Below are 13183 nucleotides of genomic sequence, written 5' to 3'. Positions count from 1 at the left end.
GTATGTCCGTAGAAAATTTGAAATACCTGATGATCGCGGTGGTCGTCTTTGGGTTTTTGGTAGAGAAAATCCTCGGATTTCTGAATGTCAAAAATCCCGTTCCCAATGTTCCCGATACACTGGCTGGCTATCTGGATCGGACCAAACTCGAAGAGTCAAAAGCCTATCAGCGGGAAAATTTCCGGTTCAGGATCATCGAAACGATGTTCTCTCTGGTGCTTACCTTGGCGTTTATCTCGCAGGGTTGGTTTGGAGCGATGGACAATTGGTTAGCGACTTTTGGGTATAGTACCTTGACCATGTCGCTGCTGTTCTTCGGGCTGATCTTTGTTGCTTCGGACCTCCTAAGCATTCCATTTGACTGGTATAAGACCTTCGTAATCGAGGAAAAATTCGGTTTCAACAAGACCTCCCACATGACTTTTTTTACCGATAGAATCAAGGGGTATGGCTTGGCTATTGTGATCGGAGGGGGACTGCTGCTGGTGTTTCTCTGGTTGATCGAGCAGGTGGGAGCGAATTTTTGGTGGCAGTTTTGGATTGTCTCCGCCGTATTTATGGTTTTGATCAATCTGTTTTACACTTCTTGGATTTTGCCATTGTTCAACAAACTAACTCCATTGGAAGATGGGGAGTTGAAGCAAAAAATCATGGCTTATGCCCGCAAGGTGGATTTTCCGCTGGATAATATTTTCGTCATCGACGGAAGCAAACGATCCGCCAAGGCCAATGCATTTTTTTCCGGTTTGGGCAAAAGAAAGAAAGTTGTCCTATACGACACGCTGATCGAGCAGCACTCCACTGACGAACTGGTCGCTGTGCTAGCCCATGAGGTAGGGCATTTTAAGAAAAAGCACATTGTTTGGGGAATGGTGATATCGGTCGTTCAGGTGGGTTTGATGTTGTATTTGCTCGGACAGTTTGTGTTTTCCGAAACAATCAGCTCTGCGCTTGGTGGAGAAACTTGGTCGGTGGCCTTGAATCTCATCGGGTTTTCGCTGTTGATTTCTCCCATCTCTACAGTCTTGGGTATGGCGATGAATTGGCTGAGCAGAAAAAACGAGTTTGAGGCCGATGAGTTTGCCAAGACTACCTTTGCGGGAGTTCCGCTTGCCGCTGCATTGAAAACACTTTCAGTCAAGTCCCTCAGCAATATCAATCCGCATCCTTGGTATGTGTTTGTGAATTATTCTCATCCGCCGCTGCTGGAGAGGCTGGAGAGGTTGGAGTAATTTGTTTCACGGTGGAGGCGCGAAGGCAGCCGCGTTTCCGTAGCGCTTTGGTGTCAGAGAGGCCTTGTCGAGTGCAGAGACAGAGGTATCTAGATTTAGATCCAACCAACTCTCTCCAAACTCTCGTTTTTCTCTAAGATAGAAGGAACCGGTTTTTCAGCAAAGAAAAAGCCGTCCAGAGCTATGTCCGGACGACTTCTTGATTCTAGCGCAACGGTCTTAAACCTAGGTTTTTGGCTCTAAATCTAAACCGTATAGTACTCTTCCCAGCCTTTTCTAGGCGGCATGCCGGCCAGGATCTGATTCAGCATCGGATTGTTGGTGATCTTTCTGGTTTCCCGGTCAAATTCAACTTTTTCCCCTGACCACTGCGCCATTACACCTAGGCAGAACACCTGTGAAAGTGGGCCCGCGATTTCAAAACGCGATCTAGCCTGCTCCTCGCCTTTGCAAGCTTTGAGGAAGTTGGCAAAGTGATTGGATGGGCTTGCAGGAACTTCCGGTAGCTTCGATTCCCATTCTTTGGCTTTGTCTCCCCCGATAATGGAAAGCGTGCTGCCATGCGAACCGCCTTTGAAGATCAGATCTTTGCTGTAGATGATTTTGCCGGGATTTAGTTTGGCAGGTTGCATCTGTCCGGTGCTTGGCGGCGGAATGTTCGGGTCGAGTTCGGAGACACCATAGCCTTCCGGCACTGCAGGAATATTATCCATCCCATCTTGCCAGGTAATAACCATCGGAGGCATGGCGCCTCTTTCTGGAAACTTAAATTCCAGCGTGGTCGACATCGGGAAGAAGAACGGGTTGTGGCCGGTGAGCTTGGTTGGATTGACTTCGTAAGGTAGGCCGAGGTCGAGAAACTCATGTGCTGTATCCATGATATGCGCACCCCAATCTCCGAGTGCGCCCATGCCGAAGTCATACCAGCATCTCCACTGTCCGTTGTGATAGTCTTTGTTGAACTCGTGCGGTCTTGCCTGCGCAGTCCACACATCCCAGTCCAAGGTGGAGGGAATCGGTTCAGCCGCTGGGTAGGAGGAGATCTTTGGATCCCAGTCATGCCAGCGTCTGCGGCTGTTCATGTGGGCAGTCATGGCGGTTACGTCTTTGATCACTCCGGCTTCTTTCCAGGTTTTAAACTGGAAATAGTTTCCCTCAGAGTGGCCTTGATTTCCCATTTGGGTCGCCAGTTTTGGGTATTTTTTGGCGGCAGCCATCATCAAGTCCACCTCTTGGAAGGTGCGAGCCATGGGCTTTTCTACATAGACGTGCTTGCCCTCGGAGAGCGCCAGCATCGTGCAGGGGAAGTGGGAAAAGTCCGGCGTAGCGACACTGACTGCATCAAAGTTTTTTCCGAACTGTTCAAACATCTTGCGGAAATCCTGGAAATGTTTTGCCTCGGGAAACATCTTGATGATGTCCTGAGTCTGCTTTGCACCCATGTCCACATCACATAGCGCGACGACATTGCAGAGTCCGGTCTTGTGAAGTTCACGGATGATCTCGGCTCCGCGGTTTCCGATGCCAATGCAGGCTAGGTTGACTTTGTCACTCGGAGCCACATAGCCCATGGACTTTCCCAGGACGGAAGGTGAGATCACCGTCAGTCCCGAAAGCCCAAGAGCCGCCGTCGCTCCGGTTTTCAAAAAGCTTCTTCGATTGGTATTCATAGCATGGAATTTTTGGGTTAAAGTAACGCAAGCCTTTTCAAGGGCTTATACCTTTGGAAATTTATAACAGGCCAATCTACCGACATATCCATGATTTTGAGAGGCCGCTATTTGAAAATTAACGGAAACGATGCCGAAATGCAAAATACATCCTCGGGATAGCTTCTTTTTTGATTTTTAGTATCTTTTGTCCGCCCAAAATTCCAAAGCCAAATGAACGATCTAGCCGACTTCCATCACCTGCTCACGGATCTTTTTCCCCAACCCAAAACTGTGGAAGATTGGGATCAATACCGACTCAGCCAAGAGCAGATTGCCTTTTTTAATGAAAATGGCTATTTGTCGGATATCAAGCTGCTAGACCAAGATCAGATCGATGCGCTGAAAAAAGCGCTGGACGAAGTGATGGATCCAACGCATCCGCAGCATCACCTTTTCCATGAGTTTCACAGCAACGAATCAGGAGATCCAAATAAAGTTCTCTTTCATTCCCTGGGGCATTGGAGGATTGCCGAGGCCTTTCACGATGTGATCTGGAATCCGGCTTTTCGCATGGCCGCCTCCCAACTCTTGGGAGATAGGTCGGTAAGGTTTTGGCACGATCAGCTCTTTTGCAAGCCCGCACATCACGGTGGAAATGTGGCCTGGCATCAGGATTATAGCTATTGGACGCGAACTGTCGAGATGCAGCATCTGACCTGCTGGTGTGGACTCGATGATGCGACTGAGGAAAATGGCTGTCTCCAATACGTGCCGGGTTCGCATTGCTGGGGATTGTTGGAGAAACCGGCCTTAGCTGGAGATATGAACGGGCTTATGGCGATGATGAGTGAGGAGCAAAAGGCAAACTTCAAACCTGTCGCCATCCCGCTGAAAGCGGGGCATGCGGCATTCCATCATCCCTTGTTGGTGCATGGAAGTTTCGCAAACGATTCCGGTCATTCCCGAAAGGCTTTTGTGCTCAATGTCTTTGCAGATGGGACGATTTCCGATTCCGACGAACCGCTTTTAAAGGGAGTTCCTGTGATTCCCAAGGGAGAAAAGATGGAAGGAAAGTTTTTTCCGCTGATTTTTGAAAAGGAGTTGGAAAGTGGCAAGGTGGAAAAGTGGTAAGGATTCGGAATTTTCAGTGCCAAAGTTCACGGATTCCGTAAACCTAACTTCTCATTTCGCTCGTTACTTTATACCGCCAGCCTTATCTTCGCAAGGATGGCGGCTACCATTGACGTCGTAAATTTTAAATCAAAAATCATAACTAAAAATGGCTTCAGGACTTTTTGCCCTATTGGATGATATCGCCACGCTGATGGATGACGTGGCAGTGATGAGCAAAGTGGCGGCAAAGAAAACCGCCGGAATCTTGGGCGATGACCTCGCCGTAAATGCCGAGAAAGCATCAGGTTTCGTCTCCGACCGGGAACTGCCGGTGCTGTGGGCGATCACCAAAGGTTCGCTGCTGAACAAAGTCATCATTCTTCCCGTGGCCTTTCTCCTCAGTGCTTTTTTACCCGTGGCGGTAACGGTTATTTTGGTGATTGGTGGTTTGTATTTGGCCTACGAGGGAGCGGAGAAGATCTATGAGTATTTTGTACCCCACCACCATGAAACGGCGGTTAAGTTAGAAAATGAGCTTACGGAAGAACAGATTTTGGCTCTCGAAAAGCAAAAGATCAAGTCTGCCGTCACGACTGATTTTATTCTTTCAGTTGAGATTATCATCATCGCGCTGGGTACGGTAGTAGGCGAATCGTTGTCCACTCAGATCATAGTCGTCACCATAATCGCATTGATAGCGACCGTCGGTGTATATGGAATAGTTGGGCTGATTGTGCGGATGGACGAATTTGGCGCCAAACTTATTGCACTCAACGACAAAGACGATAGCTTTTCGGATAAAGTCGGGCTCTTACTGGTCAATGCACTGCCCATGTTAATCAGGGCTTTGGGATTTATCGGAACCATCGCTTTGCTCTTGGTCTCAGGAGGGATTTTCGTCCACAACGTTGAGTTTTTCCATCACCTGCTTCCGACCTGGCCCGGAATCGTCAAGGAATTTCTTTTCGGATTGGTTGTGGGGATTATTGTGCTGCTGTTAGTATCAGCGGTCAAGTGGATTTTCAAAAGAAAATAACCGAATCTGGAATTCTGCGCTTCCAATTTGTCCAAAAGGTCTATTTTGAAGCTTGGAATTCCATCTAAATCATTTTAACCTATGTCATCAATTTTCAAAATACTGACCCTCAGTTTTTTACTTGCTTCTTTTAGCCTGGTAGCCTGCGCTCAAAACGGCAAGACTTTTCTCCAATACGAGGGAAAAGAAGGCCCCGGCAAAGGCAAGCACGTCGTGCTGGTAGCCGGTGACGACGAGTATCGCTCCGAGGAGTCCATGCCCATGCTGGCCAAGATCCTCTCCGAACGCCACGGCTTCAAGACCACTGTCTTGTTTCCGATCGAACCGGGCAGCGGGGACATCGTCCCGAATTTCCAGAACAACATCCCCGGACTCGAGCACCTCGAAACAGCCGATCTGATGATCATGCTGACCCGCTTTCGTGAACTGCCCGACGAACAAAGCAAGTACATCGAGAACTTCCTGAAAGCCGGTAAACCTATCATCGGTCTGAGAACCTCCACCCATGCTTTTGCCTACTCCAAAGACAAAGCGTCTCCCTATGCTAAATGGGCTTGGAACGGCAAAGAAGCCGGTTGGGAACAGGGCTTTGGCAAGCGGATCTTTGGGGAGACCTGGATCAACCACCACGGTAAGCACGGCAAGGAGGGTACCCGCGCGCTTCTCGACGGAGTACAGCTGATGAACGACCATCCCGTCCTACGCGGTGTGGATGACATCTGGGTGCCCGAAGACGTGTATGGGATCAAAAGCCTGCCGGCCGAAGCGCAAGTCCTGCTCTATGGACAGTCTACCGCCGGAATGGACGACAAAGCCCCGCTGATGTGGGAAAAATCCGTGATGCCAATCGCCTGGACCAAGCCCTATCAGATCGAGGGAGGCAAGCAGGGAATGGCCTTCGCTTCGACCATAGGTTCATCCCTGGGCTTCCAGAGCGAGGACCTTCGCCGCTTGGTGCTCAACGCCTCTTTTTGGCTGTTGGAAATGCCGGAAGCCGTCACTCCCGAGCTGAATGTGGACTTGGTGGGAAGCTACTCGCCGACGATGTTTGGCTTTGATACATTCAGAAAAGGGATGAAAGTGGCAGATTTTAAATAAGTAGCAAGTAGCTAGATTTAAGTATCAATACACTTCGAGGTTCGTCATTCGATATTCATTATTTAAAAATTTAGAAATATCGAATATCGAATGCCGAATTTAGAATAATGAAGAAGTGGGAGGTTGAAATTTTTGATTGATAGAAATGAACAAAATAGGATTTAATGTGCTGGCTTGGTCAGCAGAGATGTCTGAGAATTTGCTGCCTGTCCTTGACCGATTGAAGACGATCGGATACGATGGGGCAGAGTTTTTTGTGGGGGGATCCCCTGAGGAGTCTTTCCAACTGGTGGGGAAACACTGCGCGGATATCGGTCTGGAAGTGACTACCGTGACGGTATTGAGTCCGGAAGAAAACCCGATCTCTCCAGATGCGAAAATTCGTGAGAAGTCCAAAGAAAGGTTGCGCTGGGTTTTGGATCGTTCGGCGGATCTGAATTCCCAAGTGCTTTGCGGACCATTCCATTCGGCATTTGCCACCTTTGCCTCCCGCGCTCCCGAAGAAGATGAATACAACTGGTCTGCTGAAGTCCTGCATGAGATGGGCGACTATGCCCAAAAGCTGGGGATTCTTTTGACAGCCGAGGCACTCAACCGTTTCGAGTGCTACCTGGCCAACACCATGGAGCAGCTCGACTACCTGCTGGCAAAGGTCAACCATCCCAACGTGCAGGCGATGTTTGATACCCATCACGCGAACATGGAGGAGAAAAAGCTGGGTGCTGCCATCGAGCTGATCGCACCTCGATTGGGGCATTTCCATATCTCTGAAAACGACCGGGGAACTCCGGGTTCGGGTCATGTGAACTTTGACGAGACCTTCGCGGCGCTCAAAAAAGTAGGCTACTCCGGCTGGCTGACCATCGAGGGCTTCACCCGAAATGATCCTGCCTTTGCCAATTCGATTGGTGTATGGAGAAATTTCTCCGAGCCTTGGGATATGGCAGAGAATGGCTACAAGCTGATCAAGGGGATGTTGGAAAAGCATCAATGATCCCCAAAGATTTTTGGAATAAAAAATCAAGAAGCCCTCCCCCAAAGAGGGCTTTTCAGTAAAAAGTAAATTATGAAATTGAATATTTTTACCCAAATCCTAGGCGTCCTTATCCTCTCTTTGCTGGTCGGTCGCCTTTCGGCTCAGGATGATCTCAAGCTTTCCGAGCGCATTTTATCCGTCGGGCCGGAAAATATCTTCAATACCGAAGGCTATTTCAACTGGTGCGGTTCGATCGTCAAAGGTGAGGATGGCAAATACCATCTGTTCTATTCCCGCTGGCCAAAATCCTCCAAATTTACCGGATGGCTGGTCTACTCCGAAGTCGCCCATGCGATAGCTGACAGTCTGGTAGGACCTTGGGAATACAAGGAAACGGTCTTGAAAGGAAGAGGGAAAGGACATTGGGACGCCATAACGGCGCATAATCCTAAGATCCGATTCTATGAGGGAAAGTATTACCTCTATTATATCTCCACCAACTTGGGAGAAGATATGGACTACTCGGAAGAGGATTTGCTGGAAACTAGCCATACGGGATACCAGCATCCTATTTGGAAGATTCTTCGCCCCAACCAGCGAACCGGAGTCGCGGTGGCAGAATCCCTCGATGGGCCTTGGGTTCGTCAAGATGGGCCTTTGATCGAGCCGAGCGGGCCGATCACTACCTTGACCGTCAACCCGGCAATCACTCAGGGGAAGGACGGGCGCTACTACCTGATCGTGAAGGGAGACAAACCCAATGCGACGGGATTTGTGAGAAACCAAGCCATGGCGATTAGTGAGCGGCCGGACGGGGACTTTGTGATTCAGCCCAAGCCGGTCATCGACTACTTGGATACCGAAGACATGTCACTTTGGTACGACGAGTCGAGGGGCTATTACTACGGGATTTTCCACTCCACCGAGCATTTCATAGGTCTGGTGAGTTCGCCCGATGGGATCAACTGGAGCAAGGCGACGGAGTTTAAATTGATGGACAAGGTCATTCCTATGCAAGATGGATCTGTGCTCAAGCCCCAACGCCTGGAGCGACCTTTTGTCTATGAGGAAAACGGCGTCGTGCAGATGATTGGCTTTGCGATCAAGGACGGCGAGGAGTCTTATGTGGTTTGCCTGCCTTTGAAGCCCGAGAACTGAGCCGAAAAGGGAGGTTTATAGGTCAGTAAATGGGATTTGTTTTCTCCGTGGTGGGGAGAGCTTCGAAGCGTCAGAATGTGGGAGTTTTTCTGACTAAAGTTTTTTATTTTGAGGCCTGATGTCCCTTTGGCTTCGCGGGATTTCCTTCGAAAGCCACGCTAATCCCCTCTACTATGCGACCTAGCCTTTGTCTTTTTGTTCTCATGTTAACGGCATGGACTGTTTCCTGCCAAGCTCCCGAGGAGTCCAAAACTGCTGATCCACTGGCGAGTCTCGCCAGCTTGGAATGGATCGACCTGAGCTATGCTTTTGACTCCGCTACACTCTATTGGCCCAACAATCCCACGGGATTTGAGCTGGAGGCCGAGGCGGAAGGGATGACTGAGGGTGGCTATTTTTACTCCTCTTACAGCCTTTCCACCCCCGAACATGGGGGCACGCACCTAGATGCTCCTATCCATTTTTCTGAGAAGGGACAGAAGCTCGACGAACTTCGCCTGGATCAGTTGACCGGAGCGGCTGTCCTGATCGACGTGAGCGAATTGGCGCTTGTAGACCGGGATTATCGGATCGATACCGCGGCGATCTTGGCCTGGGAAAAGGAAAACGGACAAATCCCCGAGCATAGCATCGTCCTGTTTCGTACAGGTTATGGAAAGTTTTACCCTGATCGGGAGAAATACTTTGGTACAGCCAAGATGGGCCTGGAGGCGATCCTGGAGTTGCATTTTCCGGGGATTCATCCCGAGGCTGCCCAGTTTTTGGCAGAAAAAAGGAAGGTCAATGCGGTGGGTTTGGACACGCCGAGCCTAGACTTTGGGCAATCCAAGGATTTTGCGGCCCATCAGGTGCTGATGGGACACAATATCCCCGGCTTCGAAAATGTGGCTAATCTGGATCAGTTGCCCGCAAGCGGGTTTTATGTCGTGGCACTTCCGATGAAGATCAAAGGGGGAAGCGGAGGGCCGTTGAGGGTGATTGCGGGGGTTGGGAGATTGTGAGGGATTTGGGATGTTAATGAAAGCGTCAGACTTTATGTAGCGAGTTCAGGTATTCGTCTGGAGTCAACACAGGAATATCGGATTCCTTAAAGTCCTTTCCATTTCTGGTGATAATGAGGGTACAGTTGGAACTGACCGCGCAATAGTATTGGAGTGCATCCTCGAAGTCCGAGAAATTGGAGGAAAGACCTTTGTTCAGAACGGTGTCTGTCAGATCCGCAGTCTGGGCAATCACTTTAAACTTTCTGATTTTCTCTTTTGCGATGGATTGATTTTCATATCGGGAAAGTAGATAGAAGACCGTGGAATAAGTCAAGGCTGAAACAACCAATTCGATCTTTCCATTGTCTGCAAGGGAAGCGATTTTTGCGGCAGATTCATAGAAAGGTTCTCGCTCTCCAAGCAGATCCACGACAACATTGGTGTCTAAAAACAGCCTTTCCATTACTTGTGTTTTTCGGAAAGATGATGTCGGTAAGCATTTTTTTCATCCAAGTCCGCAGGGAGTTTGACTCCTGTTTGCATACTTTTTACAAAGGGAGAAATTTCAATTCCGTCCGATTTTTTGGTCGGATCCGTGTTGATAAGAGATTTCAGGTAGGACTCGATCAAGCCAGAAAGACTCCTTTTTTGACCAGAAGCATACTTTTTCGCCTTTTCAATGACCTCTTTGTCAAGCTTTAGGGTAAGTTTAGTGTCCATGACCGCTGAAATTATTGCACGTACTAATGTCTATACTTTATACGTAAAAAATACACTGTGTTCCGATTTTTGTTAGGACAGCAGATTTTTGCCTCGGGGTATCGTTCGCTAACATTCTGAGCTCGATACCGAAGAGTCGGTCGATTACCGAATCCCCTCAAACTTCTTCAATGCCTTTTCCAAAGACTGATGGGCTTTTCTGTCCGCTTGATCCAATTGATCCATGGCGAGGGGCTGCTTTTCCTCCCAATCCTTTTGGATGTTGTAAAACTCACCCGTGGCGTAGAGCTTATATTCCTTGTTTCTGGCAAACTCCTTCAGGCTTTCCATATCTCCATTTCTGGAATACCAGAAATATACCCAGTCCCTTGGGTTTCCTTTTTTGCCCATCAGCTGGGGCAAAAAGCTCACGCCGTCTACGGGAAGCGCCTTTGGGCTTTTGACCCCGGCTAGATCCAGGAGGGTTGGCAGAAAGTCACTGAAGTCGATCAGATCCTCGCTCTGAGTGCCTGGGGAGATGTGACTGTCCCACTTGACCACCAAGGGAACGTGGATGCCATTGTCGGTAGTGCGGGACTTGCCGCCAACGTAGGCTTGTCCCCGATACTGGGAGACTACGGGTACGTCGGTGCCGTTGTCTCCGGTGAAGATGATGATGGTCTCCTCGCTCAGGCCGAGTTCATCCACCTTGGCCAGGATTTTCCCCACGGTCTTATCCATGTACGCGACCATGTCCCCAAAGTACTGCGCGTCGCCCTTGTAGGTAGGGGAGCCAGGACTGCTGGGATCCCAGTCTTTGGAGTCTGGCGTTGGGACAAAGGGACAATGGGTGATGATCATCGGATAGTAGAGGAAAAAGGGCTGATCCCGATTCCTTTCCATAAAATCGATCAAAAAATCGCTGTTGACGTCTGCCGAAAACTGTCCCCCGTCAAACTGCTTGGCAACTCCGTTGACCTCCAATACTGGATTGGAGTAGCGCGTGTCAAATCCATTTTCATCCGTTGCGCCCAAGACCTGTTGCCAGAGGCAGGACTCGTCAAAGCCGAAATGCTGGGGCGAGTCAGCTTCCTTGCCGAGCTGCCATTTTCCGGCGATGGCGGTCTTGTATCCCGCATCCTTGAGAAGGTTGGCGAAGGTCTTTTCTCCGCGATCAAGCTGGCCAAATTGGGTGTAGTTTCTCACATTGTACTGCCCGGTCATGAGCTGTACCCTCGTGGGGGTGCAGAGCGGCTGCGCAAAGCAGTTTTCGAACTGCGCGCCTTGCTCGGCCATGGCATCTATAAAAGGTGTGGAATAGGAGGTGCCTCCGTAAGATCCGATCGTTTCCACACCAAGATCATCGGCCATGATGAGGATGATATTGGGTTTCTTGTCCTGAGCTTTTAGGGAAAAAGGAAAGGCAAGCAATCCCAAAAAAAGAAGGCGAAGCCAGAAATGTGTAAGTCGATAAGTCATCAAATTGAATTTAGAGTGTTTGGGTTTCAAGCAGAATTTTTTCGAAAATCGTCGCTACCGCACTTCCCATGACGATCAAGGACGGAAGGGGCGAACCATTGAGGATGATTGCGGGGGTGGGGAAGTGAGTTAATGATATATTGTGTTCTGGAGTTGTGCCAACTCCAGACTGGACTTACTTACAATTTTGTTGTTAAGTTCTACCAAGAATTTCTTCCGCTTGTTTTGGAAACTTTCCCACAAGCCATTTTAACACATCCAGTTGATCGGAGCTAGGGGCTCTTCTTACTTGAGCTATAAGTTTGATGGTATCAGGTCGATTTAGAGTTAGGTTGGAAGCGCCTTCATTGCAGACAGAGCAGATAGCTCGTAGGTTGCCTCGGTCGTCTGTTCCTCCCATAGACTTGTCTATAATATGGCCTATATGGAGCCTAGTCACTCTTCCATTGTCGAAAAGGTGGGGTTCTCCGGCTGCGGCTCCGCACATTTGGCAAGTAAATCCGTTCCTGTCAAGGACGAATGCTCTGGTTTCTTTAGATATGCTTCTCTCAAACGAAGGCTTAGGCTTGGCCGTTATCAATAAGTATTCCCCAGGTTTTAGGTCACTTCGGTCATTGTGGGTTAAGATTTCAAGCCCTTCTTCATTTCTTAATTCCCTTACCCTTCTTGCCCATTCACTGATTCCAGCTACTTCTCTAAGGGTATTGGAATCAAGTTTTATTCCGATGTTTTCAAGAAAAAACTCCCTCAGCTTTGCCCTGGCTCCTTTGCTCTTTTCGACCATTTATGATTGCTTCTTTGATATTGTTTCCTATTGATTTGGCGACTGGTGGGGGAAATGCATTTCCCACTTGTCTGTATGCAGGTGTCTTTTTACCAGTGATTTGCCATTCAGCAGGAAATCCTTGGATTTTGGCGGCCATGCCGACAGTCAGTCTGGGCATGCCTTCATAACCGTTAACAGGTGGAGCGTCTGCCAGGCCTTTTCCGTCGACGAAAAGTTGTTCCCACTGTTTTTTGGCTCTTGTCGGCCCTAAGTCTGCTCCTCCATGTTTTTTTGATCCTCCAACTAAAGTTGGAGCAATGTCATTTGCAAGCTGTTTCCAACGCTCAGCAAATAGCCAGCCTTGAGATGACATGTCTTCATAAAGCACCTCTCCCACTGTCTTTGGCTTTATTTTTTTGTGCGGCCAATGGAAATGTTTGAAATATTCTGGTTTCATCGCAATGAGGATGGTTCTTGGTCGGAGCTGTGGAACTCCAAAGTCTGAGGAATTTATAAGTCTCCAATCCGTCTCATATCCGTGATCGTTCAACCACTTTTCTATACTATTTCTATAGTTATCAAAATCTTTATTGAATAAACCTTTTACGTTCTCTAGCATGACGGCTTTGGGATTAATCTCGCTCACCAGCCTCAAGGCTTCTGGAAACAAATCGCGCTCATCCTTGTCGCCTAGCTTTAGGCCAGCATCTGAAAAGGGAGGGCAAGGCACACCTCCAGCAAGTAGATCTACGTCCAATTCTCGATATGGGGTTCCATCAAAAAAATGTACATCCATATTTTGGACATTCCAGTCAGGTCTGTTGAACTTGAGAGTGTCACATGCCGGCTTTTCTATCTCTACAAGAACCAAATGCTCAAAACCAGCCTCCTCTAAGCCCAGCGCCTGACCGCCTGCCCCAGCACATATTTCAATTGATTTTAAAATCGAGTCCATTAGACCAAAGGTACGATTTTGAGGTCTGGCATCAAA

At 48.8% G+C, this 13183-nt stretch carries 13 protein-coding genes; 7 read left to right on the top strand and 6 right to left on the bottom strand.

Features of this window, described 5'->3' with window-relative positions:
- The first annotated feature begins 2 nt into the window (after positions 1-2).
- Positions 3-1232 (top strand): M48 family metallopeptidase, encoded by a 1230-nt coding sequence (locus ABD031_RS09425; protein ID WP_343850688.1) that lies wholly within the window; start codon positions 3-5, stop codon positions 1230-1232.
- A 245-nt stretch (positions 1233-1477) separates the two neighbouring features.
- On the opposite strand, the gene ABD031_RS09420 is transcribed toward ABD031_RS09425, so the two are convergent.
- A complete protein-coding gene (locus ABD031_RS09420) occupies positions 1478-2902 on the bottom strand; it encodes a Gfo/Idh/MocA family protein (RefSeq protein ID WP_343850686.1) in 1425 nt (474 codons plus the stop codon).
- A gap of 213 nt (positions 2903-3115) precedes the next feature.
- Between ABD031_RS09420 and ABD031_RS09415 the strand changes: the two genes are divergently transcribed.
- The 6 genes from ABD031_RS09415 (at position 3116) to ABD031_RS09390 (ending at position 9266) form a co-directional block, all read left to right on the top strand.
- Positions 3116-4015 carry a phytanoyl-CoA dioxygenase family protein gene (locus tag ABD031_RS09415; protein ID WP_343850684.1) on the top strand — a complete coding sequence of 300 codons (900 nt, stop codon included), beginning with the start codon at positions 3116-3118 and terminating at the stop codon, positions 4013-4015.
- A gap of 148 nt (positions 4016-4163) precedes the next feature.
- Positions 4164-5033 carry a DUF808 domain-containing protein gene (locus ABD031_RS09410; RefSeq protein ID WP_343850682.1) on the top strand — a complete coding sequence of 290 codons (870 nt, stop codon included), beginning with the start codon at positions 4164-4166 and terminating at the stop codon, positions 5031-5033.
- Between the two features lie 81 nt (positions 5034-5114).
- Positions 5115-6131 (top strand): ThuA domain-containing protein, encoded by a 1017-nt coding sequence (locus tag ABD031_RS09405; RefSeq protein ID WP_343850680.1) that lies wholly within the window; start codon positions 5115-5117, stop codon positions 6129-6131.
- Between the two features lie 145 nt (positions 6132-6276).
- Positions 6277-7125 carry a sugar phosphate isomerase/epimerase family protein gene (locus ABD031_RS09400; RefSeq protein ID WP_343850678.1) on the top strand — a complete coding sequence of 283 codons (849 nt, stop codon included), beginning with the start codon at positions 6277-6279 and terminating at the stop codon, positions 7123-7125.
- 72 nt (positions 7126-7197) lie between these two features.
- Positions 7198-8265 carry a glycoside hydrolase family protein gene (locus ABD031_RS09395; RefSeq protein WP_343850676.1) on the top strand — a complete coding sequence of 356 codons (1068 nt, stop codon included), beginning with the start codon at positions 7198-7200 and terminating at the stop codon, positions 8263-8265.
- Positions 8266-8438: 173 nt separating this feature from the next.
- Positions 8439-9266: a cyclase family protein gene (locus tag ABD031_RS09390; protein ID WP_343850674.1), complete on the top strand. Its 828-nt coding sequence runs from the start codon at positions 8439-8441 to the stop codon at positions 9264-9266.
- Positions 9267-9291: 25 nt separating this feature from the next.
- Here the strand turns inward: ABD031_RS09390 and ABD031_RS09385 are convergent, their stop codons facing one another.
- The 5 genes from ABD031_RS09385 to ABD031_RS09365 all read right to left on the bottom strand — a co-directional run bounded on the left by ABD031_RS09385 (position 9292) and on the right by ABD031_RS09365 (position 13147).
- Entirely contained in the window at positions 9292-9711 is a 420-nt protein-coding gene (locus ABD031_RS09385; protein WP_343850671.1) for a type II toxin-antitoxin system VapC family toxin, read from the bottom strand.
- On the bottom strand, positions 9711-9968 hold the full coding sequence (locus ABD031_RS09380; RefSeq protein WP_343850669.1) for a DUF6364 family protein: 258 nt from the start codon (positions 9966-9968) through the stop codon (positions 9711-9713). Before ABD031_RS09380 ends, ABD031_RS09385 begins: the two co-directional genes overlap by 1 nt.
- A gap of 144 nt (positions 9969-10112) precedes the next feature.
- Positions 10113-11426, bottom strand: a complete 1314-nt coding sequence (locus ABD031_RS09375) for a sulfatase family protein (RefSeq protein WP_343850667.1) — start codon at positions 11424-11426, stop codon at positions 10113-10115.
- Positions 11427-11619: 193 nt separating this feature from the next.
- The gene (locus ABD031_RS09370) at positions 11620-12210 is read right to left on the bottom strand and encodes an HNH endonuclease (protein ID WP_343850665.1); all 591 of its coding nucleotides are present in this window, start codon (positions 12208-12210) and stop codon (positions 11620-11622) included.
- Positions 12158-13147, bottom strand: a complete 990-nt coding sequence (locus tag ABD031_RS09365) for a DNA cytosine methyltransferase (RefSeq protein WP_343850663.1) — start codon at positions 13145-13147, stop codon at positions 12158-12160. Before ABD031_RS09365 ends, ABD031_RS09370 begins: the two co-directional genes overlap by 53 nt.
- Positions 13148-13183 lie beyond the last annotated feature (36 nt).

Source organism: Algoriphagus jejuensis (genome assembly GCF_039523455.1).
Classification (GTDB): domain Bacteria; phylum Bacteroidota; class Bacteroidia; order Cytophagales; family Cyclobacteriaceae; genus Algoriphagus; species Algoriphagus jejuensis.
The sequence above is the reverse complement of the archived record's forward strand: the minus strand, read 5'-3'. Positions and strand labels throughout refer to the sequence as shown.

What these genes read in the sequence shown, in the direction of transcription:
- ABD031_RS09365 (WP_343850663.1), bottom strand. Translation starts at nt 13,147, where the DNA reads ATGGACTCGATTTTAAAATCAATTGAAATATGTGCTGGGGCAGGCGGT.
- ABD031_RS09405 (WP_343850680.1), top strand. Translation starts at nt 5,115, where the DNA reads ATGTCATCAATTTTCAAAATACTGACCCTCAGTTTTTTACTTGCTTCT.
- ABD031_RS09380 (WP_343850669.1), bottom strand. Translation starts at nt 9,968, where the DNA reads ATGGACACTAAACTTACCCTAAAGCTTGACAAAGAGGTCATTGAAAAG.
- ABD031_RS09395 (WP_343850676.1), top strand. Translation starts at nt 7,198, where the DNA reads ATGAAATTGAATATTTTTACCCAAATCCTAGGCGTCCTTATCCTCTCT.
- ABD031_RS09420 (WP_343850686.1), bottom strand. Translation starts at nt 2,902, where the DNA reads ATGAATACCAATCGAAGAAGCTTTTTGAAAACCGGAGCGACGGCGGCT.
- ABD031_RS09375 (WP_343850667.1), bottom strand. Translation starts at nt 11,426, where the DNA reads ATGACTTATCGACTTACACATTTCTGGCTTCGCCTTCTTTTTTTGGGA.
- ABD031_RS09425 (WP_343850688.1), top strand. Translation starts at nt 3, where the DNA reads ATGTCCGTAGAAAATTTGAAATACCTGATGATCGCGGTGGTCGTCTTT.
- ABD031_RS09390 (WP_343850674.1), top strand. Translation starts at nt 8,439, where the DNA reads ATGCGACCTAGCCTTTGTCTTTTTGTTCTCATGTTAACGGCATGGACT.
- ABD031_RS09385 (WP_343850671.1), bottom strand. Translation starts at nt 9,711, where the DNA reads ATGGAAAGGCTGTTTTTAGACACCAATGTTGTCGTGGATCTGCTTGGA.
- ABD031_RS09410 (WP_343850682.1), top strand. Translation starts at nt 4,164, where the DNA reads ATGGCTTCAGGACTTTTTGCCCTATTGGATGATATCGCCACGCTGATG.
- ABD031_RS09400 (WP_343850678.1), top strand. Translation starts at nt 6,277, where the DNA reads ATGAACAAAATAGGATTTAATGTGCTGGCTTGGTCAGCAGAGATGTCT.
- ABD031_RS09415 (WP_343850684.1), top strand. Translation starts at nt 3,116, where the DNA reads ATGAACGATCTAGCCGACTTCCATCACCTGCTCACGGATCTTTTTCCC.
- ABD031_RS09370 (WP_343850665.1), bottom strand. Translation starts at nt 12,210, where the DNA reads ATGGTCGAAAAGAGCAAAGGAGCCAGGGCAAAGCTGAGGGAGTTTTTT.